The sequence below is a fragment of the Streptomyces sp. NPDC045955 genome (genome assembly GCF_056430805.1).
Window position 1 is genome coordinate 1 of the sequence record NZ_JBWKKY010000038.1, and the last position, 21,849, is coordinate 21,849.

A 21,849-nucleotide genomic window follows, 5' to 3' on the forward strand; every position below is an offset into this window, starting at 1 on the left:
CACCCTCGAACGAGGAATCCGGCGCGATGACGCACTCACCCACGCCTACAGGGACTGGCTCCAGGCCGCTTGACAGGCAATAGGAGCATCAACGGGCCTCCCCCGCACGGGGGAGACGATCTCCACCGCCGGGGGAGGCCCGCCCCGCGGACCGTCGGCCACGCTGCTGCCATGACCAGCATCGAAGTCCAGGACCTCACCAAGGAGTACGCCGGCAAACGGGCCGTGGACGGCCTCACCTTCCGCGTCCTGCCCGGCCGCGTCACCGGCTTCCTCGGCCCCAACGGCGCCGGGAAGTCCACCACGATGCGGCTGGTGCTCGGCCTCGACCGGCCGACCGCCGGCTCCGCCACCCTCGGCGGCCGTGCCTACGCGGCACTGCGCGAACCCCTGCACCATGTGGGCGCCCTGCTCGACGCGCAGGCCGCGCACGGTTCCCGGACCGCCCGCGACCACCTCCGTGTCCTGGCGAGCAGCAACCGCATCCCGGACCGGCGGGTCGACGAGGTACTGGAGGAAACCGGCCTGGCGTCGGTGTCCCGGCGCCGGGTGGGGACGTACTCCCTGGGCATGCGCCAGCGCCTCGGCATCGCCGCCGCCCTGCTGGGCGACCCCGAAGTGGTCATGCTGGACGAGCCGTCCAACGGGCTCGACCCCGAGGGCATCGTGTGGATCCGGCAGTTGCTGCGCCGGCTCGCGGGGGAGGGCCGCATCGTCCTGGTCTCCAGCCATCTGATGAACGAGACCGCGTCCTTCGCGGACCACCTCGTCGTCCTCGGCAGGGGTCGGCTGCTGGCCGACACCCCGATGCGGGACTTCATCCACGCGCGCGTGCAGCCCAGCGTCCGCATCCGCACATCCGACCCCGCCGCCCTCCGCAGCGCCCTCACCCGGTACGGCCATGACGCCGTGGAACACGTGGACGGTCACTGGACCGTGCCCCACGCACGCGTGGACGACGTCGGCCGCATCGCCTCCGAAGCGGGTGTGCCGGTCCTCGAACTCGCCGCCGAGGAGGGCACGTTGGAACAGGCCTACTTCGACCTCACGTCGGCCGAGGCCGAATTCACCACGCAGCCCCAGGAGGCCTGACCATGGAACTCGCCCCCGTCCTCCGCTCCGAGTGGCTGAAGATCCGTACGCTCCGCTCGCTGCCGGGAGCGCTCCTGGCCCTGTTCGCCGCGACCACGGCGTTCTCCGCGATCGCCGGTGTCTCCGAGACGTCGGATCCTGACTTCGACCCTTTGTTCATGGCCCTGTCCGGTGTCGTGCCGGGGCAGATCGCGGCCGTCTCCTTCGGGGCCATGGCCGTGTCGTCGGAGTTCCAGTCGGGCGCGCTGCGGCTCTCGCTGGCCGCGGTTCCGCGGCGCGGCTTGTGGTTCGCGGCCAAGGCGGCCGTCATCGCCGTACCGGCCCTGCTGGTGGGGCTGGTGACCGCCCTCGCTGCCCTTCTCGTGGGCCGGGCGGGGCTCGGCACGGCGGCCGACGGGCTCGGCACCGGCGAGCAGGTGCGCGGCGTCGTGGGCTGCGGTGTCTACCTCATGCTGATGGCCCTGTTCGCCGCCGGACTCGCCGCCCTGCTGCGCAGCGGCGTGGCCACGCTGTCCCTGCTGATCCCGTTCATCCTCGTCGTGTCGTTCGTGATCGGCGACGCGACGGGCACCGTCGCCGACTTCCTGCCCGACAAGGCGGGACAGCTGGTCCTGAGGGAGACGTTCGACGGCACCCTCGGTCCCTGGTCGGGGCTCGCGGTGACCACGCTCTGGGCGGCGGCCGCGCTGCTGGCCGGAGGGTGGAGCCTGCGCCGGCGCGATGCCTGACCGCGAAACGGCGGGAACGGGTTGACGCCCCGCCAAGTGTCAGTGGAGCCGGGTTTACTGGACGCATGAACATCGCACAGCACATCGCCCTCATCGACGAGCTGTGCTACCGCCCCTTTCCGGCGGAGCACGGCCCGTCGGACGTCGGCGTCTCCGGACCCGGTCGGCACATCGCGGTGTTAGAGGCCGCGCGCGACGACGACCCGGCGCTCCGCGTGGTGACGATCGACCAGTACGAGAAGGACCGGGACGCCGTCTACGAGCTTCTCGCCTCACGCTGGGGCGACACGCCCCCCTACAACCTGCGGACGGTCCTGCTGCGCAGCGAGCGCGAGGAGATACCCCGGCCGTGGGCCGAGTTGAGCGCGTGCGCGAGCGTCGCGTACGTGTGGGAGGTGGAGGGCACCGGCCGCTGGGTCGCCGTGGCGGTCACCGACCGCGACACCTCGCGCGGGGTCCGGCTGCTGGCCCTGGTCACGGAGACGGACCCGCCGTAACGGAAACGGACCCGCCCTGACGGAGAGGAGCCCGCCGTAACGGGGAGGAGCCCGCCGTGAGGGATCAGCTCTCGGCGGCCTCCCGCAGCCGTGCGAACTCCTCGGCCATCGTCTCGGCCGTCCAGTGCGCGTTCAGCCCGCTCGGATTGGGCAGCACCCACACCCGCGTGTCCCCGATCAGCCGCGACTGCGGCCCGACCCGGGCCTTCCGGTCGTCGAACGCGGCGCGGTACGCGGTCACTCCGACCACGGCCAGCCAGCGCGGCCGCAGCCGCCCCACCTTCAGCGCGAGCAGCCGCCCGCCTTCCCGGTACTCCTCGGCGCTCAGCTCGTCGGCCCGAGCGGTCGGCCTGGCCACGACGTTGGTGATGCCGAGCCCGTACGACAGCAGTTCCTGCTGCTCGGACGGTTTCAGCAGCCGCGGCGTGAAGCCGGAGCGGTGCAGCACCGGCCAGAAGCGGTTGCCGGGGCGGGCGAAGTGGTGGCCCGTCGCGGCCGTCAACAAGCCGGGGTTTATGCCGCAGAACAGCACCCGCAGACCGTCCGTGACCACGTCCGGCACGACGCGGTCGCGGGCGGCCTCCAACTGCTCGGGCGTGAAACGGGGCATCGGGTGCGGCGCGTCAGAGGATCGCGCCGGGCGTGTAGCCCGCGGCCTGGGGGTGCTGCTTCACGATCTCCTCGACCCGGGCCACGACGGCGGCGACCTGGTCGCCCGCGGCACCGGTGAAGGACAGCTTGTCGGCCATCAGCGCGTCCAGCTGGTCGCGATCCAGCGGGATGCGCGCGTCGGCGGCCAGCTTGTCGAGCAGCTCGTTGCGCTCGGCGCCCTGCTCACGCATGGCGAGCGCGGAGGCGACGGCGTTCTCCTTGATCGCCTCGTGCGCCAGCTCCCGGCCGACGCCCGCGCGCACGGCGCCCATCAGCACCTTGGTGGTGGCGAGGAACGGCAGGTAGCGGTCCAGCTCCCGGGCGACGACCGCCGGGAACGCGCCGAACTCGTCGAGCACCGTCAGGAACGTCTCCAGCAGGCCGTCCAGCGCGAAGAACGCGTCCGGCAGCGCGACCCGGCGCACCACCGAGCAGGACACGTCGCCCTCGTTCCACTGGTCGCCCGCCAGCTCACCGGTCATCGAGGCGTAGCCGCGCAGGATCACCATCAGGCCGTTGACGCGCTCGCAGGAGCGGGTGTTCATCTTGTGCGGCATCGCCGAGGAGCCGACCTGGCCCGGCTTGAAGCCCTCGGTGACCAGCTCGTGGCCGGCCATCAGCCGGATCGTCTTCGCCAGCGACGACGGTGCCGCCGCCACCTGTACCAGCGCTGTCACGACCTCGTAGTCCAGCGAGCGGGGGTAGACCTGGCCGACCGAGGTGAACGCCTGCGAGAAGCCCAGGTGCGTGGCGATCCGCTGCTCCAGCTCCGCCAGCTTCGCGGCGTCCCCGCCCAGCAGGTCCAGCATGTCCTGCGCGGTGCCGACCGGGCCCTTGATGCCGCGCAGCGGGTAGCGGCCCAGCAGCTCCTCGATCCGGCCGTAGGCGACGAGCAGCTCGTCGGTGGCGGTCGCGAAGCGCTTGCCGAGGGTGGTGGCCTGTGCGGCGACGTTGTGCGAGCGGCCGGCCATGACCAGCTCGCCGTACTCGCCGGCCAGCTTGCCCAGCCGCGCCAGGACGGCCACCGTACGGTCGCGCATCAGCTCCAGCGAGAGGCGGATCTGGAGCTGCTCGACGTTCTCGGTGAGGTCGCGGGAGGTCATGCCCTTGTGCACGTGCTCGTGCCCGGCGAGGGCGTTGAACTCCTCGATCCGCGCCTTCACATCGTGCCGCGTGACCTTCTCGCGCTCGGCGATGGAGGCCAGGTCGACGGTGTCGAGCACACGCTCGTAGTCGGCGAGCGCCGCGTCCGGCACCTCGATCCCGAGGTCCTTCTGGGCCCGCAGCACGGCGAGCCAGAGCTGCCGCTCCAGCCTCACCTTCTGCTCGGGCGACCAGAGCGTGGCGAGCTCGGCGGAGGCGTAGCGTCCGGCGAGGACGTTCGGGATGCGGGGCTTGGCGGGAGCGGAAGTCACGTGGACGGATTCTACTGGCGGTTCGTGCAGGCCGGCGCGACGGGTGGGTTCGTGGGAACCTACAAGAGCGTGCCGACGCCCCCGCCGTGAGCCCGCCGGTCACGCGCGCCGCCGCGGGAACCACCTACGCCAGGTCCTCGTACGGCAGCAGCTCGGGCCGCTTCGGGGGGAAGGCCGTCGGCCGACGGCGTACGCATGTTAACTGGACATATGAGCGCCATACGGGCGAGAGAATACCGTCGCCTTAGCAAGGACCAGGGTGGCAGCAGTATCGAGGAGCAGGTCCAGGACAACGCCCTGGCTGCCTCCGTGAACGGCTGGCAGCTGGACGAGCCCTATGAGGACGCCGATCGCTCCGCCAGCCGCTACAGGACGAGGGAACGCGACGATTTCACGCGGCTCGTATCGGATCTTCGCACCGGCCGCTTCACGGCCCAGGTTTGATCCTGTGGGAGTCCTCCCGTGGTTCCCGCGACGTGGGCGAGTGGGATGCCCTGATCAAGACCTGCGAGAAGCGGCGCGTCTTGATCCACGTCACCTCGCATCACCGGACGTACGACCCCCGGCGACTGGGAGAGCGGGAGCGGGACTGGAGTCAGACGCAACGCTGAGTAGCCCGGCATGCGCAGCCTTGGTCAATGCTCCCCATCGTGGTATCACGCAGTTACCTTCTTGAGCCGCCGCCAGCAGATGAGACTGCAGGCGACGAGACGAAGGCGTCGTGGAGTTCGGTGCGGCGTTCCCAGCGGATGGCGAGGCGTTTGAAGTGGTGGAGCAGGGCGAAGGTCTGCTCGACGACGTACCGGAGCTTACCCAGGCCCTTGATGTTCGGGCAGCCCTTGCGTGAGATGACGGGATGCGCGTCCGTCGCAGATCAGGTGGTGTTTGCTGCCCGTTTTCCGGGCGGTCAACCGGCGACGGACCGGTGTCGGCTCCCCCCTTTTTCGCGCGGATGTGAGAGCCAGAGCCGTCCACGCACGCCTCGACCAGTCGAGTTCGCCGGCTGAGTTCAGCTCCGCGCGAGTAGGGTCCGGTGCTACTGATCGAAGGCCCCTGCCCTCTGCCACCTGTCCAGACGGCGCCAGCAGGTCTGCCCCAAGCGGAACCCCAGCTCCGACGGAAGGAGTTGCCAGGCTATGTCGTTGTAGAGGACGAACAGGATGCCCTGCAGGCAGAGCCCGGTTCGAAGAAATCAGCATCGCATGCTTCAGCGTCCACGCGGCCGTGAATCGTCGAAGCTGCCGACGACAGCCCAGAACTGCTACTTGATGACCTGCAAGCCCTTAGACATCGCAAACCGAGACGGGAACGTCGGATACGCGCTGTCTGCGGAATAGCGACTCTTTGCAGTTGGACTGTAGGCTCCATCGTCCTTTGTCGGGCTACACAGCCTGCACTCAACTGACGCCATTACCTACCGCTCTTCGATGGGAAGCAGTAGAATGCCCGCTCGGTGGGCCCCGGATACGTTGGGCGGCTCGGTGACATATCCCCTCCCGAGATCACTTCGTTCCTTCTTCAGTCCCCGGGCAACGCAGGCAAGTGGACATGCGACGCGACGTCCTCCAGTTAGTGCGGACAAGGTGCAAAGTGGGCCCAGTCCTGCTGCCCGGCGACGAACTGATCGACTTTCCCATCCCTCATACTGAACAAGATGACCTTTCCCGCAAATTGTGGTGCTGTGGGCGCGAACACGAGCACCTCAAGTTCGCCTTCCACGGATGTACTCGTGACCTCTCCGGCGTAGGTGCGCATTACGTCAACTCGTGTGCTGCCAATGCCAATTCCAGATGCAGTCAAGATGGAGAGCGCTGGCTTCGACACGGAGACGGCGACGAGGCTGTCATTCACAAATCGCAACAGCAATCCGTCTGGCCCTCCGGACACGCTCAGGTCCGCGCAGGCCGGGTTGCCTACTTTGGGGATTGACGCATGGATTGTGTGCTCCGCTTGAGTGTGGCTCATGCCCAGTTCCAACGGGCCCAGTCCATTAACGGTGACACGTTCGCGTTTCAGGTCAACCCGTTCGCCCCCTTTTGACGAGTCAGAGCCGTGTGTGATGAATCGTTTTCCATCCCACGTCCAGGTGATATGGCGAGGCGACGATGGATTCCCGTGCGAATCTCCCGGCTCATAAAACATCAGGTCAGCGACGATGCGGCCCTTAGTGATAGCTACGGACTCAGGCTTATATTCGGGAGGGCCATAGACATCCTCAGGCGGTTCGAAACTAGGGGTTCGTCCAATTTCGCTTCCATCCTCAGTACGGTAAATGCGCAACTCTTGATTAAAGAAATTCGAGGGCTGGGGGCTGCAGTAGAAAAGCACGGCAGTCACATTGCCGAGGCCGGAAACGTGCCCCTGGGCGGTGTGTTGAACCTGAACTTCCCAATGCGAACCGGGGACGTCATTTCCTCTTACGGTCCCTCTACCGTTGCGGACAGCCACCTCAACGGGCCTGTCGACCGCGTCATCGCAAGTGAGGCTGTACGTACGATTATTCCAATCGACAGCCTGGGATGTTACCTGAGGAACAGCTGCACCTGCTGCCGGTGCAAAGGCTCCCACCAGGACGCAAAATATGGTTAGGGATATGAAGGCGCCCCACCTTGAGCTTCCCAGCATGGGAAATATCCTCTCCGCCGGAGGCTGATCCATATTCCGTTAGTCGAGGGGGTATACCACTGCGCTGTTGGGGGAGGATCAGTTACATAGGTTTTGGGCCTCAAGGCCCCCACGCTCGAGTAGCGAGCAGGCGCACTGATTTCCGCTTATCTGTCCCCATGGCTATTCACGGTGAATGGCCGCGCCGATGATGACGCCGTCGCGGACGGTGTAAGTACCGGCAAAGAAGCGATGCGAACCATCTGTCTGGGTCGCGTCGAGTTCCACCTCGACTCGTTCACCGACGACGGAGTTTATAGTCACCTCATCATGGGCCGTATCCGCGAAGGATCGTACGAAGGAGTCGTACGTCCCCCCGACGATGTTCTTTCCGCCTAGTGCCCAGGCGGCTATGTACTCGCCGTCGTTGATAGCTCTGAAGTACGCCCCCACCACGTCAGCGGGCTCAGGGTCGGCTTGTGCAGGCACCACCGCCGCAGACTGCGCTGCCGACGCGAAGCTCGCTGGTTGGGCGTTCGCGGTCACAACAGCTGTGTCCGACCAGACAGTCGAATGGGTCAACGGAGCGACGCCGATAAACGTGCTCGCACTAAGAAACACGGCGACAAGCACCGGCGCCGCTGTCCTCAGCACAGCCACATGACGGAGGCTGCCGCCTGGCCGTACGCGCCCGTGCACAGAATGCCTATGCCCCGGCTGGATGACCATGTCACGGTTGCCTCCGGCAGCAAATTCAGGCGGCCGCTGCTCAGGTTCTGTGAGCCCGCGGCAGGAGGCAATTGCTTTTGCTGGGTGGCCGTTTGGGGAGCTGACGACTGGGGACGCGCCCCACATCGTGCAGACTGCCGCTCCCGCCTCTTGCGCAGGAGGTCGGTTCGTACAGTGAAGCCCTGGGTGCTGTGCCATCGGTGATCCCGAGGTAGTCGAGGATCTTCCCACTTCCCATGGTGCGTCCCCGAGCATGTGGCCGCATCTAGAAGCAGGTAGGCGAGGGGCCATGTCTGCAGTCGGCCTGCGCAGCTCGTGACGCTGGCCTCGCGCATGCGCGACCACCTGCGGGCCGACGCCCGCATCCCCACCTCCGGCCGCGAGAACTTTGACGTCGGCGCCGCCCTCCGCCGCCTAGCCAGGGACGCGGCCGCCGCCGCGGCCAAGCGGCCGGATATGGTCCGCGCCGCGCAGGCCGAACAGCGGCTGTCGGTGTATGTCGTTGGATCCTCAACAAGCCGACGCCGCCGACCACGGAGCAATGCTCGGAACCTGTGGATCAGCCTCGGCCCGGACGCCAAGGGCTACCTTCCCGCATGATCCTTTGGAGGTCTCTGAGTAGGCCCGCCTTGCAGCGCGGGTCGGGAAGGCGCGCCCGTGCTCAGCGTAGTCACCGATGACGGCTCTCTCGGTCCGGTCGTGCGGGAAGGCACCTGCCGGATGCTCGCCGCCGTGCTGGAAGCGGAAGTCAACCAGTACATAGCCGAGTTGGCTGCGGAGACCGACGACACGGCCGGCGCCTGGTGGTCCGCAACGGTCACCACCGGACCCGTTCCGTGGTCACCGCGGCTGTCCCGGTCAAGGTGAAGGCGCCGCGGGTGAACGATCGTCGTGTCGACGAGGTCTCCGGTGAGCGCAAGCGGTTCTCCTCGAAGATCATTGCGCCATGGTGCCGCAAGTCCCCGAAGATCATTGAGGTGCTGCCGCTGCTCGACCTGCACGGCGTGTCGTCGGGGGACTTCGTGCCGGCGTTGGAGCAGTTCCTGGGCAGCTCGGCCGGGCTCTCGCCCGCGACGGTGAACCGGCTCACGCAACAGTGGCAGGCCGACCACGCCGCCTTCATGGACCGCGACCTCGCCGAGGTCGACTACGTGTATGTGCGGGCCGACGGCATCCACCTCAACGTCCGCCTGGAAGAGGCCGGAGCATGCGTCCTCGTGGGGGTGCGCGCCGACGGCAGCAAGGAGCTGGTCGCGCTCAAGGACGGCTACCGTGAGTCGGGCGAGGCATGGGCGGACCTGCTGCGCGACTGCGCCCGCCGAGGGATGCGCGCCCCGGTGCTGGCGGTCGGCGACGGGGCTCTCGGCTTCTGGAGGGCCCTGGCCGAGGTCTTCCCCGCCGCCCGCATCAGAGGTGCTGCACAAAGTCGGCCCAGCCCGGCGCCCGCATGGCGCTTCAGGACCTCTACAATGCCGAGGACGCGACCTCGCGGCCAGGGCGATCACCCAGCGGCGCGAAGTTCCCTATGGTCGTCACGAAGATCACAGACGACGAGGCCAGCTGCTGGCGTTCTACGACTTTCCCCGCCGAACACTGGATCCACCTGCGGACGATCAACCCGATCGAGTCCATCTTCGCCACAGTCCGTCTGCGCACCAGGGTCACCCGGGGCGCAGGCTCCCTCATTGCCGTCCTGGCGATGGTCTTCAAGCTCATGGAATCCGCCCAGCAGCGGTGGCGGGCCGTGAACGCACCCCACCTCGTCGCCCTCGTCCGTGCCGGAGCCCGCTTCGAACGCGGCCAACTCGTCGAGCGTGCGGCCACCGTCGCGGCACAGGGTCTGGTGCACCATGATCGACCACCACACTTACGGCACCAGCACCCACACCGCCGACGAGCTGGTCCGGCTCGTCAGTGACCGCCTCGGACTGGTCTTCACCGAGCGCGACAGCGACTACCGGGGCAGCTACCACCTCGCCAGCATCCCCAACGGGCGGACCGAGATCCAGCCCAACCCGATCCCTGGCGACGACGGTGAAGACGAACTCTATGCTCCGGAACACTCGGCGGCCCAGGTGCTGTTGCTCACCACCACCTCAACCCCGGACCCCGCCCTGCATGCTCGCTTGGGCTCCATCGAAGGGCTCATCCACCTGCAACACGAGGCAACGTGAACGGCTACTGATCGGCAGGCTTTGACAATTGCTCCAGTACCCCAGGCCACAGCTCCGTCCAGTGAAATCTCCGGTGCGGTCCGACACCATGGTTCCTTGAGGCACAGCTGGGTGGAGTGTCAGCGAAGAGGTGCGGCATCAGATGGCTGTGGCCCACAAAGGGGCCTCACTGCGCAGGAGGGGGCTTGGGGTGCCGCTGGTGCATGTCCATGGAATCGGCAACCGGGTGCCGGCGGATCCGCAGCAGGCAGCCGTGCGGGATGCGTTGTATCGGCAGCATGTTCTTGCTGCGGCTGGCTGCGATCCTGCCAATTCCCTCATTCTCAGCCCTTGGTGGGGAGGCCTGGTGGCTGAACCCGCCTGGGGATGGGCGTCGCTGAATACGACCGGGATGGAGCGACTCGGCGGGGCCGAGGAAGTGAGCCTGGTCGAGGAGGCGGTCGATGCCCTGGCCGCGCGGGCCAGCGAGGTGGAGCCGGACCGGGTGCTGGTCACCGCGGCCGCAGAGTCGCTGCTGCGAGCCATCGACATCATCTGCGCAGCGTTGACTGGCACCGAGGAGGACCTACGCCTGGGCGCGGAGTGCCGGTCATGTGGGAGCGCCAACGGTGATGCCGTCGTGCGCTGAACACACGAGTTGGCCGCGCTGGTGCTCAGTTGCACCCTGCGCGAGCGCCCAGCGGTCATCTGGGGGCGGCCGCTACCGCCATCGCCTCCAAGGTGGCGGAGGGCGAACCGCCCCGTTCAGCCATCGCCACGCCACGCTCCTGCGAACGTTCGCGAACTGCACGGCGTGCTGGCCGCCCTCGGGGAGATGGACGACGAGAGCCCTACGACGAGATCCGTGATCTCCCTGGGCTTGAACCCAGTCGTCGCCCTGCCGCCAACCCGACATCCACAGGAGAGTTGGCAGAAGCCCACCATCGTGGTGGGCAAGCCGAGAACCCGGTGACCCCCGGCGGCATACGTATCAACTTCCGTTAATGAGTTGCGCATCCCCCCAAGTGCCGTAGAAATATCCGGAGTCTTGACCGGTGTAGGTAATTGTCAACTTCAGCCGCAATGCTTCCTGCAAGTCGAGGTCAACATTCTGGTCTTCCCCCAAGGTGACCGACTTGCTGTACAGCTGCTTTCCATCGACCGAGACCTGGAACGTCAATTCCCCTGCTGTGGGCGAGTCATCGCGCAATCCGATGGTCGCTCTTGTACGCCCGCAGCTCTGACGCTCCGATATTCATCTGACCGTCGCAATCAGGGTTACTCCAGCAGGGCGGGGTGCCAGGAGTTGACCGAGCCCTGGGAGCATCCGGCGGTGCAGGTGCTCGGCGTCTGCGCGACCGCCACCCAGGATGCGTTGCGTGGCGTTCAGGTGCATGCTGGGGGTGTGGGCAACCCCAGGGCCTAGTGCAGATGGGGGATCGCCCCGCGACTTGATCGCACGATCGCATCATGAACAGGGAGTTACCATGAGCGATTCCATGCCGGTCGCAACGTCAGACGAGCGGAAGAGTCATCTCGCTTCTGCTGTTCAGCAAGAGGTAGTCAGAGGTGGACGGGTCGAATCCCAAAGCGATTACAGCGCGGTCATTCGATACGGCCAACCCGTAAACCATACCCTGCACCTGATCCTGACTCTCGTCACCTTTGGGTTGTGGAGCATCGTGTGGTTGATAGTGTGGATTGTTTCGACGACAAGCAATCGGGCCGTGACGCTTACGGCAGATGAATACGGGCAGATCCTGCGGCAGGAAGTTTAGGGCCATGACCGGACCTCAGGGAGGCAGGGATTGGCTTCCAGACCCTGGGCGACGACCTATGGCGCAGGGCCTCAAGGTGATCATCGTCGTGGCGATTCTGATTGCCGTCGTCGTTCTCATCGCGGTAATCGTCTAACCGGGGCTCGACTCAGAAGGTGGAGGCCACGGCCATCACGTAACCGATGCCGCGCCACTCTCTGCGCGGAGCTCCGGGTTTTTGGCCGTAGGCTTCGTCGCCGGTCGCCCAGAACGCGGTGATTCCTGCGTCCACGCGGCGGCAGCCTCGACGAGCGGTTCGAGATGACCTGCGCTCCAGCTTCCTCGGGGCGCGCTTGGCTCCGAGAGCCATAGCTGCTGCACCACGTCGCGCGCCGCGCGGTTGGCGCTCCAAGGCGCGCATCTGCGGACGAATGTGCTGCGATCCTGGCGGGGACTCTAGGAGCGTGGCCATGCGGACTCCGGCCGATGCCGTTGAGGAGGGCCACCCTGCCCTGCTTCCGGCCGCCCGGTGACTCCCTACCGCCTGACGACGATTTCGAACGTCGGGACGCCTTCGCGGTCGGCGAACTCCAGTGTGCCGTCCTGGTCAGGAACGGCTGCTATGACGGTGCCGGTGACGCTCTCGCCGGGGCGCGGGTTGGGCTCGCTGCTGAGCGACTTGCCGGGGTGGTAGGCCAGGGTTATGCCCGGCGATGTCACCTGGCAGTCGTTGCTGGTCCACCGCTGCGCCACAGACAGCGGGTAGAGGTCGAACTCATCCGGGCCGGTGTTGGTGACCGTCATCGTCCAGATCACGAACTGCTCGCCGCGGTCTGCCCTGGACACGGCGGCGGGGTTGCCGGCGTCGCGGCTCACCTTGGTCACGTCCAGGTCGAGCAGGGTTACGGCGGCGGCTCCGGCAGGAATCGGCCTGGCCACCTGCGCAGGAGAGGTGGAGACGTTGAGGGTCTGTCCCACGGCCAGCCTGGGGATGCTACGGCGTGCTGCTGGTGGGCGACGGCGAAGCCGGTGGGGGCGACACCCCCTCCATCCCGGTCAGCGTGGGCGAAGGTGCCACCCCATCGTCGCCATCTCCGCACGCGGCGACACCGCCGCTTATGAGGACCGCGGCGACAGCGATACTGGCGATCTTGCGCTTCATGACGATTTCTTCCGGACTGATCGACTTCCTGAAGAACCTGGTCAGCTGACGGTCGGGAAGCCAACTGTTCGTCGAGGCCCGGCTTTCTTCCGGCCAGCCCGTACTTACGGGGGCGGACGCGGCTTGGAGTCCATGGTCCATCGCCGAGGTGGCCGCTTGTATAGGGTTCGGGTGGCTCCGGCGAGCGAAGTACACGGCCGCGACGTCCCGGAAGTGATCGTCGCAGAGCATGCGCGGTGTTTCGGCAGGGGCTGTGTGCCCTGTGCAGCGGACGCATGGTTCACCGCGTTGGAACATGACCTCAGTCATGATCGTTCCATTCCGCTGTTGCCGTACGGACTGGCGAGAATCACCGCCCTTCCACGTTGCGCTTATGGCGCGTCAGTCGGCTACCCCCTGATGCTGCTCCTGACGGAAGGGGGGCGCGCTGGACGCAGCTGGGACACTAAGCCTTGTCCCGTAAATGATCTCTGAGTCGTCCATGCTGCCTCGCTCCCGCTCTTGCTTTTATCCCGCCAGGGCGAGGTTGTGCAGGCGGGCGATGCCGAGCATGGCGTGGTGGACACCGTCGCCTTTCAGGCGGCAGTCGCGAAGGATCTTCCAGTTCTTCATGCGGGCGAAGGCGTGCTCGACGCGGGCGGGGACCTTGCGGTGGGAGGTGTTGTGTTCCTCTTTCCAGGCCGGGAGTTCTCCCTGGCCTGGTTCGCGACGGTGCGGGATGACCAGGCCAGTGCCCCGGTAACCGCCGTCCGCGATCACCCTGGTGCTGCCGACGGCGTCCTTCGCTCCGGACAGTGCCCATGCCTTGCAGTCGTTGCGGTTGCCGGGCACCGGCCGGCCCACGACGACCACGAGTCGAGTGTCGGCATCGATGACGACCTGATGGTTGGTCGAATACCTGTAGTTCTTCGACTGCTCGGCGACTATGTGGTCCCGGGTGGGTACCAGGGTGCCGTCCACTATCAGCACCGTGTCCTCTCGGAACCGCTTGCGAGGCCGCAGGGCCAGCAACGGCCCGAGGTGGTCGATGATGCGGTCGGCGGCCGACTTCGAGATGCCGAAGCGCGGTGCAAGCTGTCGCAGTGTCAAGTTGGTGCGCCAGTATGCGGCAACCAGCAGCACCCGATCCTCCAGGGGCAGGCTCCACGGCCGTCCCCGACGGGCCTCGTCCACGCCTTCGCGCCGCAGCGCGGTAACCAGATTGCCGAAGCAGCGCGGGCTCAGCCCTGCGAAGGGGACTATCCAAGACGGCTCGGACGCCGTGATCACACCAGCCACACGAAGATCATCTCAGTGACACCCGGTGCCGGCAGACAGGCTCAGGCTGCGGCATTCCCATGAGCGTCGGACACGAGGGCCAGGATGTGAGGAACTGCCTCACGGAGACTGACGAAGTGGCGATGCACGCCCTCCACCGCAACGGCGCCGTTCACCCCCCACACCGTCATCCCGGCACGCAGCCCGGACCGCACTCCGGACGGGGCATCCTCGATGACCAGGCAATCTCCCGGCTCGGCTCCGAGCTGCTCAGCGGCCAGCAGATACGGGACGGGAGAGGGCTTGCCCTCCTCGACAGCGGCCGCGTCCACGATCACGCCCGGCACCGGCAAGCCCGTCCGCAGGAAACGGCCGCGCACCCGGTGCTCGTAGTTCGAGGTCACCAGCGCCCAGGACCTCAGTGGCAGGCCGTGCAGCAGCTCCGACGCGCCATCGAAGGCCGCATAGACGCCGGATCGGACGTCTTCGTCCTCCAGCTCATGCAGCGCGGCCAGGCACTCACGCGGGTCTCGGTCCGCAGCGACCTGGGCGAACGTCTCCATCGGCCGCGTCCGCAGAGCCACCTGGTAGACCTCGCCTGCATCCAGCCCGTACCGCTCCGCCCAGGTTCCCCAGACCTTGCGCTGGTTGCTCACAGCGTCGATCAACGTGCCGTCGACGTCGAACAGGACGTACTTCATGCGGCCCGGCCGCGTAGGTTCACTGGTCACCCGTCGATCATGCCAGGCAGCGTGCAGGCGATTGCGGGACAGCTCTTGGGCAGCAGGCGACAACACGAAACGACCAAAGCTAATGATGACCCATCTGTGCAGGTCAGCCGCCATTAGCGCGATCACCGCAGGCAGGACACACCCTCCGATTAGTACTGGTCGTACTGCTGCACGCTTGACTCGCGGGGACGAGTGTGTTGCGAGCGGGTATCTGTAGTCACAGGGCTGGCATGGCACACACGACGCACGGCTCCGAGCCGCTGACCGCCCTGTGCGTATGCGGGGCCACAGGGGGCGGGCCGCCCGGCCATAGGTCGTCCCAGGTCCAGTAGCAGCCGATCTCGCGGCAGTGCTCGGCACACACCGGATCACCCCAGTGGGGGACTGACAACGGCGTAATACCGTCGCCCGAGGAGCGGCCGGTCAGGCGGCGGCCGATCCAGGGCAGCAGGTGCCGGCGGACGAACCGCAGGTCCGCCGCGCGGCGCATGACCCAGCCGGGCGGCAGCGTCGTCGGCATCGGGGTGCGCCACTCGGTGTCCTCGGGCTCGTAGCCGAGCGCCTGCCACACCGCTTCCGCGACCCGGCGGTGGCCTTCGCCCGTCAGGTGCAGCCGGTCCACGTCCCACATGCGCGGGTCGGAGAGCGAAGGGGCGCCGTACAGGTCGACGACGATCGCGTCGTGCCGTGCGGCGAGCTCGTCGACGCAGACGAACAGTTCCTCCATGCGTGGCCGGAACCGCTCCAGGACGGGACCCCGGCGGCCCGGGCTGCGCATCAGCACGAGCTGCTTGCACGACGGGGCCAGCCGCTCCACGGCCTCCTCCAGGAGTCCGCGCACCCGGCCCATGTCGCACTTCGGCCGCAGCGTGTCGTTGAGCCCGCCGACCAGGGTGACGACGTCGGCCTCCATGGCCGCGGCCACGTCCACCTGCTCGTCGACGATCTGCCGGATCAGCTTGCCGCGCACGGCGAGGTTGGCGTAGCGGAAGCCGGGGGTGCGGGCCGCCATCCGTGCGGCGAGGAGATCGGCCCAGCCCCGGTAGGTGCCGTCGGGCAACAGGTCCGACATGCCCTCGGTGAAGGAGTCGCCGACCGCGACGAGGCTGCTGTAGGTGGGGTTCGTGTCCATGGCGGCGGAAATAGTATCCCGTGCACATACCCAGCAGTCGGTCACCCGTCCGGCAGCATCGGCGACCGGTGCCACCGCAGGCTGCGTCCCGCCCCTGCCTCACGTCCGCTGGCCGAACAGCTCCCGCAGGACGTCCTCCATGGTCACGAGGCCGGCCATCCGGCCGTCCGCCCCGAGGACGGCCGCGAGGTGCGTACGGCTGCCCCGCATCGCCGTGAGGACGTCGTCCAGCGGCGTGTGCTCCCGCACGCGCGCGATGGGCCGCATGTCCCGGAGCCGGAACGGCACATCGCGCCCGGCGGCGTCCAGCGCGTCCTTCACATGCAGGTAGCCGACGATCCGCCGCCCCTCGTCGACCACGGGGAAGCGGGAGAACCCGGTCTCCGCAGACAGCCGCTCCAGCTCGTCCGGGGTGACGCCCACGCGCGCGTACACCACCCGCTCCAGCGGCAGCACCACGTCGCGCACCGGACGGCGGCCCAGTTCCAGCGCGTCGTGCAGCCGCTCCTGGGCGCGGTCGTCGATGAGGCCGGCTTCGCTGGAGTCCTTCACGATCTGCGCTATCTCGGCGTCCGAGTAGGACGCGGCGACCTCTTCGCGCGCCTCCACGCGCAGCAGCTTCAGCAGGGTGTTGGCGAAGGCGTTCACCGTGAAGATCACCGGGCGCAGCGCCCGGGACAGCGCCACCAGGGGCGGACCGAGCGTCAGCGCGCTGCGCACCGGCTCGGCGAGCGCGACGTTCTTCGGCACCATCTCGCCGAGCAGCATGTGCAGATACGTGGCCAGGGCCAGCGCGATCACGAAGGACACCGCGTGCCCCGCGCCCTCGGGCACGCCCACCGCGTGGAACACCGGCTCCAGCAGATGCGCGATCGCCGGCTCGGCCACCACGCCCAGCACCAGCGTGCACAGCGTGATGCCGAGCTGCGCGGCCGCCATCAGCGCGGACACGTGCTCCAGGCCCCACAGCACGCTCTTGGCGCGCCGGTCGCCCCGGTCGGCGTAGGGCTCGATCTGACTGCGGCGCACCGAGATCAGCGCGAACTCGGCGCCGACGAAGAAGGCGTTGACGACGAGCGTCGCCAGACCGATCAGCAGCTGGACGGCGGTCACAGCTCCGCTCCCTTCTCGTCGGGCTTCTCGTCGTCGAGGGGCGCCCGCAGCCGGACGCGGGCGGCCCGGCGGCCGGTGGCGTCCAGGACCTCCATCCGCCAGCCGGCGACCTCGAGCGTGTCACCGGCGGCCGGTATCCGGCCGAGCACCGTCGCCACCAGCCCGGCGAGCGTCTCGTACGGCCCCTCCGGTGCGCGCAGCCCCACGGTTTCGAGCTGGTCCACGCGTGTGGAGCCGTCGGCCGAGTACAGGGCGTGGCCGACCTCGTCCGTGCCGTCCGGCGCGAGGTCGGGCAGCTCGTGCGGGTCGTGCTCGTCGCGCACCTCGCCGACGACCTCCTCGACGATGTCCTCCAGGGTGGCGACGCCCGCCGTGCCGCCGTACTCGTCGATCACCACGGCCATCGTGCGCTTGCCGGAGAGCCGGTCCAGGAGCCGGTCGACGGTGAGGGTCTCCGGGACCAGCAGCGGCTCGCGCATCAGCTCGGAGACGAAGATCCGGGTCCGGCGCTCCGCCGGGACCGCCAGTACGTCCTTGACGTGCGCCGTCCCGACGACCGAGTCGAGGGTGTCGCGGTAGACGGGGAACCGGGACAGGCCGGTCGCCCGGGTGGCGTTCGCCACGTCCTCCAGGGTCGCCTGCACCTCCAGGGCGACGACCTGCACCCGGGGCGTCATCACGTTCTCCGCGGTCAGGTCGGCGAGGTTCAGCGTCCGTACGAACAGCTCGGCGGTGTCGGCCTCCAGGACGCCCTCCTTGGCGGAGTGCCGGGCGAGGGCCGCCAGCTCCTGCGGCCCGCGCGCCGACGCCAGCTCCTCGGCGGGCTCCACACCGATCCGGCGCACGACCCGGTTCGCCGTGTTGTTGAGGTGCGTGATGAACGGCCGGAACGCGGCGCTGAACCAGCGCTGGGCGTTGCCCACCGTCTTGGCGACCGCCAGCGGCGACGAGATCGCCCAGTTCTTGGGCACCAGCTCGCCGACGACCATCAGGAAGACCGTCGACAGCGCCGTGCCCAGCACCAGGGCCAGGCTGTGCGACGCCGACCGTGAGACGCCGGCGTCCTCCAGCGGCCCGGCGATCAGCGCGGCGATCGACGGCTCGGCGAGCATGCCGACGACCAGGTTCGTGACCGTGATGCCGAGCTGCGCCCCGGAGAGCTGGAACGTCAGGTTCCGTACGGCCTTCAGGGCGCCCTGCGCGCCCCGCTCGCCGCGCGCCACCGCCTGCTCCAGCTCGGCGCGCTCGACCGTGGTGAGGGAGAACTCGGCCGCCACGAAGGCGCCACAGGCGAGCGAGAGCAGGATCGCCGCCAGGAGGAGGAGCACTTCGGTCATCGGTTCACCCCCGTTCCATGGTTCTCCAGGACGGGGCGGAACGCGCGGTGTCGCGTACTGGGAGGCTCGCCCATGGGCGGACGTTCACAACCTTTCATGCAGAACCGAGTGGCCATCCAAGAGTAAAGGATGGGCAAAGTCCTGTGGTCTGGGTGCTCAGCGGGGCTCGGCGGGCACGGGGGCGAGCCGGTACGCGCCCTCGTGCGCGACGACGCGGCAGGCGGTCGGCGGTGTGAAGCTGGTGCCCAAAAGGAGGGTGTCCGTACCGGCGAGCGTGCCGAACAGCTCGCGGCGCGAGGCCTCCCGCGGCGGTGGAGCGGCTGCGGCCCGGCACCGAACCCGCCGACGCGGTCATCGACCGGGTCGACGGACTCGACACCGGGCATGCCCACCGGCTCGTGGCGGGAGTCCTCAGTCGGTGAGGGGCTTCACCCAGCGTCGCCACTGCTCCTCGGGCGCGTACCCGGCGGCTCCCCACGCGTGGTGCGCGGTCTGATTGCGCGTGAGCACCATCGCGTCCGCGCGCCGCCCGCCCAGCGTGACGAACCGCTCCTCGGCCGCGGCGAGCAGCGCGGAGGCGATGCCCTGGCGGCGGTGGTCCGGATGCACGGCCAGCCGGTAGAGGTGGCAGCGCCAGCCGTCGAACCCGGCGATCACCGTGCCGGCCAGCTCGCCGCCCCGCTCCGCGAGGATCAGCGCCTCGGGGTCGCGCGCGACCAGCCGCTCCACGCCACCGCGGTCGTCGCTGATGCTCGTGCCCTCGGCGGCCGCCTTCCAGAAGCCCAGTACGGTGTCCAGGTCCTCGGGCGTCGCCGCCCGGATGCGCAGCTCGGTCATGCGGTGATCACATCACGCACGGTCATCCCGGGTGCATGGATTTCAGCATCCGGACGTCAGACCCCGCGCGGCGCCGATCACCATCACTCGTGCGCGATGGCCGCCAGTACGTTCATGCGGGAGGCACGCAGCGCCGGGAGCAGCGCCGCGACGACCCCCACCACCGCCGAGCCGATCACCACCGCGACGATCGTGGTCCACGGGATCGCGAGAGCCGTCATGCCCTGGAGGGCCAGCACCTCGTGGGTGCACACGCCCCACACCAGCCCCAGCGCGAGCCCCAGGACGGCCCCGAACACGGCGATCACCACCGACTCCAGCCGGATCATCCGCCGCAGCTGCCGCCGGGCCAGCCCGATCGCCCGCAGCAGCCCGATCTCCCTGGTGCGCTCGACGACCGACAGCGCGAGGGTGTTGACCACGCCGAGCACCGCGATGATGATCGCCAGCCCCAGCAGCGCGTACACGAGGTACAGCAGGACGGCGATCTGGTCGTGCACCAGCTGCTTGTAGTCGGCCAGGTCCCGCACCTGCACCTGCGGGTAGGCATCCAGGGTCCGCTCCAGGTTCGCGCGCAGGTCGTCGTCGCTCGTGCCGGTGGCGGCGTTGACGTACAGCGCGGAGTCCTGCCCGCCCGGCGCGTACCGCTCCAGCGTGGCGAGGCCGAAATAGAGCCCGCCCTGCGTGCCGAACCCCTCGGCGGAGTCCTGGTCGGTGAGGGCGCCGACGGTCAGCTCGGTCCTGCGTCCGCCCGGGAACTCCACCGGGACCGTGCTGCCCAGCCGTACGCCGTGGTCGCGCGCGAAGTCCCGGTCCATGGCGAGGCGCCCGTCCGCGAGCGCCGCCGCCGAGTCCCCCCGGACGTACGTGATGTCGGCCACCTCGTCGAGCCGCGGGTCGTAGCCCGCGGCGGTCGTCTCCACGCGGTCGCCGTCCGGCAGACGCACCCCGACGGGCGTGAACCGCCCCCGCACGACGAGGCCCGCGCCCTCGGTGCCGCGCACCTTGTCGGTGACCTCCTTCGGGAACGGCAGGAAGTTGGTGTTCTGGATCACGAAGTCGGCACCGAGCGTCTTGTCGATCTGCTGGTCGAACGAGGCGGTCATCGAGGCGCTCGCCACCGACATCCCGCCGACCAGGGCGAGGCCCACCATGAGCGCGGCCGCGGTGGCGCCGGTACGGCGGGGGTTGCGCAGGGCGTTGCGCTGGCTCATCCGGCCGATCGACCCGAACAGGGCGGGGAAGGCCCCGCCGAGGACGCGGATCACCGGTCGCACCAGCAGCGGCCCCGCGATCACGGTCGCGATCAGGGTGAGCACGATGCCGAGCCCCAGCAGGGACGCCGCCGACGACGTCCGCTCCGCCACCACGCAGCCCACGAGGGCCGCGGCACCGGCCGCCCCGACGACCGCGCCCGCCACCGCGCGCACCCGCAGTGGCCTGCCCGTCCCGGCGACCTCGGCGTCCGCGAGCGCGGCCATCGGCGACACCCCGGCGGCCCGCCGCGCCGGCAGGTACGCGGCGACGAAGGTGACCCCGAGTCCGACGACGTACGCCGTCACGGGCGTCACCCAGCCGATGACCATTTCGCCGACGTCGATGTTCATGCCGAGCAGACCCATCAGCTCGATGAGCCCGGCCGCGAGCCCGACGCCGGCGGCGAGCCCGAGCGTGGAGCCGACCAGACCGAGCAGGAGTGCCTCGGTGAGCACCGAGCGGCGGACCTGGCGCCGGTCGGCGCCGAGCGCGCGCAGCAGCCCCAGCTCGCGGGTCCGCTGGGCGATGAGCATGGAGAAGGTGTTGACGATCAGGAACACGCCGACCAGCACGGCGATCCCGGCGAAGCCGACCATCACGTACTTGATGACGTCGAGGAATCCGCCCAGCTGCTCGACGTCCGACTCGGCCTGCTCGTCGGCGGTCCTGAAGTCGTAGGTGCGGGCGCCGAGCGCGGCTGTCACGCGCTGCTTGAGCTGCTCGTCGCTGACACCGTTGGCGGCGTCGACCGAGATGCTGGTGGCGGCCCGCGGGCTGTCCAGCAGTTTCGTCTGCGCGGTGCGGGGGTCGAGGAAGACCAGTGCGGCGCCGGGGTTGGTGGTCGTGAAAGTGGCGATGCCGACGACCCGGACCTTGAACGACCCGGGCGGTGCGATCACGGTGAGGGTGTCGCCGATGCGTACGTCCTTGCGGTCGGCGGTCTCCGAGTCGAGCAGCGCCTGCCCGTCGCCGCGCGGGGCGTGACCGGAGGTCAGTTCCACGGGGCTGCGCTCGTTGGGGTTCCAGGCGGTGCCGAGCGTGGGAGCGCCGGTGGTCGGGCCGACCGGTTCGTTGTCCTCGTCGACGACGGTCAGGCCGTCCACGTCCACCTCGGCGCGTGCCGCCGCGACCCCGTCGACCCGCCGCAGGCGTTCGGCGAGCGCGGCCGGCAGGGTGGCCGTCCGGCCGGAGGGCACGGCCTCGTCGAGATCCTCCTTCGGGCTGACGGTGACATCGGCCGCGGTGGAGGCGAACAGCCGGTCGAACGTACGGCTGACGGTGTCCGAGAAGATCAGACTGCCCGTGACGAACGCGACGGACAGCAGGACGGCGAGTGCCGAGAGCAGCAGCCGTCCCTTGTGCGCCAGGAAGCTCCTCAGGGTCGCCTTGAGCACGGG

24 protein-coding genes and 2 pseudogenes are annotated in these 21,849 nt (G+C 68.6%); 11 read left to right on the forward strand and 15 right to left on the reverse strand.

All coding sequences use genetic code 11. The features are described 5' to 3' along the window. Positions 1-171 precede the first annotated feature (171 nt). The 3 genes from AC07F0_RS39185 (at position 172) to AC07F0_RS39195 (ending at position 2,317) form a co-directional block, all read left to right on the forward strand. Positions 172-1,092 carry an ATP-binding cassette domain-containing protein gene (locus AC07F0_RS39185; RefSeq protein ID WP_478985034.1) on the forward strand — a complete coding sequence of 307 codons (921 nt, stop codon included), beginning with the start codon at positions 172-174 and terminating at the stop codon, positions 1,090-1,092. A 2-nt stretch (positions 1,093-1,094) separates the two neighbouring features. Further along, entirely contained in the window at positions 1,095-1,820 is a 726-nt protein-coding gene (locus AC07F0_RS39190; RefSeq protein ID WP_478985035.1) for an ABC transporter permease, read from the forward strand. A gap of 65 nt (positions 1,821-1,885) precedes the next feature. Continuing rightward, positions 1,886-2,317 carry a hypothetical protein gene (locus AC07F0_RS39195; RefSeq protein ID WP_478985037.1) on the forward strand — a complete coding sequence of 144 codons (432 nt, stop codon included), beginning with the start codon at positions 1,886-1,888 and terminating at the stop codon, positions 2,315-2,317. A 64-nt stretch (positions 2,318-2,381) separates the two neighbouring features. Here the strand turns inward: AC07F0_RS39195 and mug are convergent, their stop codons facing one another. After that, a complete protein-coding gene (gene mug, locus AC07F0_RS39200) occupies positions 2,382-2,927 on the reverse strand; it encodes a G/U mismatch-specific DNA glycosylase (RefSeq protein ID WP_478985039.1) in 546 nt (181 codons plus the stop codon). Between the two features lie 13 nt (positions 2,928-2,940). Beyond that, positions 2,941-4,383 carry an adenylosuccinate lyase gene (gene purB / locus AC07F0_RS39205; protein ID WP_478985041.1) on the reverse strand — a complete coding sequence of 481 codons (1,443 nt, stop codon included), beginning with the start codon at positions 4,381-4,383 and terminating at the stop codon, positions 2,941-2,943. Positions 4,384-4,593: 210 nt separating this feature from the next. Here purB and AC07F0_RS39210 point away from each other — a divergent pair, with 210 nt between their 5' ends. Together AC07F0_RS39210 and AC07F0_RS39215 are read left to right on the forward strand one after the other, a co-directional pair. Then, on the forward strand, positions 4,594-4,827 hold the full coding sequence (locus tag AC07F0_RS39210; protein ID WP_478985042.1) for a recombinase family protein: 234 nt from the start codon (positions 4,594-4,596) through the stop codon (positions 4,825-4,827). Positions 4,828-5,104: 277 nt separating this feature from the next. Next, a complete protein-coding gene (locus tag AC07F0_RS39215) occupies positions 5,105-5,230 on the forward strand; it encodes a hypothetical protein (protein WP_478985044.1) in 126 nt (41 codons plus the stop codon). Positions 5,231-5,419: 189 nt separating this feature from the next. Here AC07F0_RS39215 and AC07F0_RS39220 read toward each other — a convergent pair whose 3' ends face one another. The 3 genes from AC07F0_RS39220 to AC07F0_RS39230 all read right to left on the reverse strand — a co-directional run bounded on the left by AC07F0_RS39220 (position 5,420) and on the right by AC07F0_RS39230 (position 7,647). Next, complete coding sequence (locus AC07F0_RS39220; protein ID WP_478985095.1) at positions 5,420-5,554, reverse strand: transposase; 135 nt, start codon at positions 5,552-5,554, stop codon at positions 5,420-5,422. A 398-nt stretch (positions 5,555-5,952) separates the two neighbouring features. Then, complete coding sequence (locus AC07F0_RS39225) at positions 5,953-6,831, reverse strand: hypothetical protein (protein WP_478985046.1); 879 nt, start codon at positions 6,829-6,831, stop codon at positions 5,953-5,955. A 339-nt stretch (positions 6,832-7,170) separates the two neighbouring features. After that, positions 7,171-7,647 carry a hypothetical protein gene (locus AC07F0_RS39230; RefSeq protein WP_478985047.1) on the reverse strand — a complete coding sequence of 159 codons (477 nt, stop codon included), beginning with the start codon at positions 7,645-7,647 and terminating at the stop codon, positions 7,171-7,173. A 402-nt stretch (positions 7,648-8,049) separates the two neighbouring features. On the opposite strand from AC07F0_RS39230, the gene AC07F0_RS39235 reads away from it, so the two are divergent. The 4 genes and pseudogenes from AC07F0_RS39235 (at position 8,050) to AC07F0_RS39250 (ending at position 10,518) form a co-directional block, all read left to right on the forward strand. After that, positions 8,050-8,316, forward strand: coding sequence for a hypothetical protein (locus AC07F0_RS39235; RefSeq protein WP_478985049.1), 267 nt, complete (start codon positions 8,050-8,052; stop codon positions 8,314-8,316). Between the two features lie 57 nt (positions 8,317-8,373). Further along, a pseudogene (locus tag AC07F0_RS39240) lies at positions 8,374-9,634 on the forward strand (IS256 family transposase). Continuing rightward, on the forward strand, positions 9,567-9,890 hold the full coding sequence (locus tag AC07F0_RS39245; RefSeq protein WP_478985051.1) for a hypothetical protein: 324 nt from the start codon (positions 9,567-9,569) through the stop codon (positions 9,888-9,890). Before AC07F0_RS39240 ends, AC07F0_RS39245 begins: the two are co-directional and overlap by 68 nt. Positions 9,891-10,080: 190 nt before the next feature. After that, positions 10,081-10,518 carry a hypothetical protein gene (locus tag AC07F0_RS39250; RefSeq protein ID WP_478985053.1) on the forward strand — a complete coding sequence of 146 codons (438 nt, stop codon included), beginning with the start codon at positions 10,081-10,083 and terminating at the stop codon, positions 10,516-10,518. Between the two features lie 342 nt (positions 10,519-10,860). Here the strand turns inward: AC07F0_RS39250 and AC07F0_RS39255 are convergent, their stop codons facing one another. Continuing rightward, complete coding sequence (locus AC07F0_RS39255; RefSeq protein ID WP_478985096.1) at positions 10,861-11,124, reverse strand: NPCBM/NEW2 domain-containing protein; 264 nt, start codon at positions 11,122-11,124, stop codon at positions 10,861-10,863. Between the two features lie 232 nt (positions 11,125-11,356). Here AC07F0_RS39255 and AC07F0_RS39260 point away from each other — a divergent pair, with 232 nt between their 5' ends. Further along, a complete protein-coding gene (locus AC07F0_RS39260) occupies positions 11,357-11,647 on the forward strand; it encodes a hypothetical protein (protein ID WP_478985054.1) in 291 nt (96 codons plus the stop codon). 148 nt (positions 11,648-11,795) lie between these two features. Here AC07F0_RS39260 and AC07F0_RS39265 read toward each other — a convergent pair whose 3' ends face one another. After that, complete coding sequence (locus AC07F0_RS39265) at positions 11,796-11,918, reverse strand: hypothetical protein (RefSeq protein WP_478985055.1); 123 nt, start codon at positions 11,916-11,918, stop codon at positions 11,796-11,798. A gap of 245 nt (positions 11,919-12,163) precedes the next feature. After that, positions 12,164-12,604, reverse strand: a complete 441-nt coding sequence (locus tag AC07F0_RS39270; RefSeq protein ID WP_478985057.1) for a DUF4352 domain-containing protein — start codon at positions 12,602-12,604, stop codon at positions 12,164-12,166. A gap of 23 nt (positions 12,605-12,627) precedes the next feature. On the opposite strand from AC07F0_RS39270, the gene AC07F0_RS39275 reads away from it, so the two are divergent. Beyond that, positions 12,628-12,837 (forward strand): hypothetical protein, encoded by a 210-nt coding sequence (locus AC07F0_RS39275; protein ID WP_478985058.1) that lies wholly within the window; start codon positions 12,628-12,630, stop codon positions 12,835-12,837. A 458-nt stretch (positions 12,838-13,295) separates the two neighbouring features. Here the strand turns inward: AC07F0_RS39275 and AC07F0_RS39280 are convergent, their stop codons facing one another. The 7 genes and pseudogenes from AC07F0_RS39280 to AC07F0_RS39310 all read right to left on the reverse strand — a co-directional run bounded on the left by AC07F0_RS39280 (position 13,296) and on the right by AC07F0_RS39310 (position 21,846). Beyond that, positions 13,296-14,066, reverse strand: a complete 771-nt coding sequence (locus AC07F0_RS39280; RefSeq protein WP_478985060.1) for a transposase — start codon at positions 14,064-14,066, stop codon at positions 13,296-13,298. 41 nt (positions 14,067-14,107) lie between these two features. Continuing rightward, positions 14,108-14,746 (reverse strand): HAD family hydrolase, encoded by a 639-nt coding sequence (locus AC07F0_RS39285; RefSeq protein ID WP_478985061.1) that lies wholly within the window; start codon positions 14,744-14,746, stop codon positions 14,108-14,110. Positions 14,747-15,173: 427 nt separating this feature from the next. Further along, positions 15,174-15,908, reverse strand: a pseudogene (locus AC07F0_RS39290) (SGNH/GDSL hydrolase family protein); the annotation flags it as partial. A gap of 99 nt (positions 15,909-16,007) precedes the next feature. Further along, on the reverse strand, positions 16,008-17,021 hold the full coding sequence (locus tag AC07F0_RS39295; RefSeq protein WP_478985063.1) for a hemolysin family protein: 1,014 nt from the start codon (positions 17,019-17,021) through the stop codon (positions 16,008-16,010). After that, a complete protein-coding gene (locus AC07F0_RS39300; RefSeq protein WP_478985064.1) occupies positions 17,018-18,358 on the reverse strand; it encodes a hemolysin family protein in 1,341 nt (446 codons plus the stop codon). Before AC07F0_RS39300 ends, AC07F0_RS39295 begins: the two co-directional genes overlap by 4 nt. Before the next feature lie 411 nt (positions 18,359-18,769). After that, positions 18,770-19,195 carry a GNAT family N-acetyltransferase gene (locus tag AC07F0_RS39305; RefSeq protein ID WP_478985066.1) on the reverse strand — a complete coding sequence of 142 codons (426 nt, stop codon included), beginning with the start codon at positions 19,193-19,195 and terminating at the stop codon, positions 18,770-18,772. A gap of 83 nt (positions 19,196-19,278) precedes the next feature. Beyond that, entirely contained in the window at positions 19,279-21,846 is a 2,568-nt protein-coding gene (locus AC07F0_RS39310) for an ABC transporter permease (RefSeq protein WP_478985068.1), read from the reverse strand. Between the last annotated feature and the right edge of the window lie 3 nt (positions 21,847-21,849).

Excerpts from the sequence above, each read along its gene's own strand:
- AC07F0_RS39185 (WP_478985034.1), top strand. The coding sequence starts at position 172 with ATGACCAGCATCGAAGTCCAGGACCTCACCAAGGAGTACGCCGGCAAA.
- AC07F0_RS39190 (WP_478985035.1), top strand. The coding sequence starts at position 1,095 with ATGGAACTCGCCCCCGTCCTCCGCTCCGAGTGGCTGAAGATCCGTACG.
- AC07F0_RS39195 (WP_478985037.1), top strand. The coding sequence starts at position 1,886 with ATGAACATCGCACAGCACATCGCCCTCATCGACGAGCTGTGCTACCGC.
- mug (WP_478985039.1), bottom strand. The coding sequence starts at position 2,927 with ATGCCCCGTTTCACGCCCGAGCAGTTGGAGGCCGCCCGCGACCGCGTC.
- AC07F0_RS39210 (WP_478985042.1), top strand. The coding sequence starts at position 4,594 with ATGAGCGCCATACGGGCGAGAGAATACCGTCGCCTTAGCAAGGACCAG.
- AC07F0_RS39235 (WP_478985049.1), top strand. The coding sequence starts at position 8,050 with ATGCGCGACCACCTGCGGGCCGACGCCCGCATCCCCACCTCCGGCCGC.
- AC07F0_RS39245 (WP_478985051.1), top strand. The coding sequence starts at position 9,567 with ATGATCGACCACCACACTTACGGCACCAGCACCCACACCGCCGACGAG.
- AC07F0_RS39260 (WP_478985054.1), top strand. The coding sequence starts at position 11,357 with ATGAGCGATTCCATGCCGGTCGCAACGTCAGACGAGCGGAAGAGTCAT.
- AC07F0_RS39285 (WP_478985061.1), bottom strand. The coding sequence starts at position 14,746 with ATGAAGTACGTCCTGTTCGACGTCGACGGCACGTTGATCGACGCTGTG.
- AC07F0_RS39300 (WP_478985064.1), bottom strand. The coding sequence starts at position 18,358 with ATGACCGAAGTGCTCCTCCTCCTGGCGGCGATCCTGCTCTCGCTCGCC.
- AC07F0_RS39305 (WP_478985066.1), bottom strand. The coding sequence starts at position 19,195 with ATGACCGAGCTGCGCATCCGGGCGGCGACGCCCGAGGACCTGGACACC.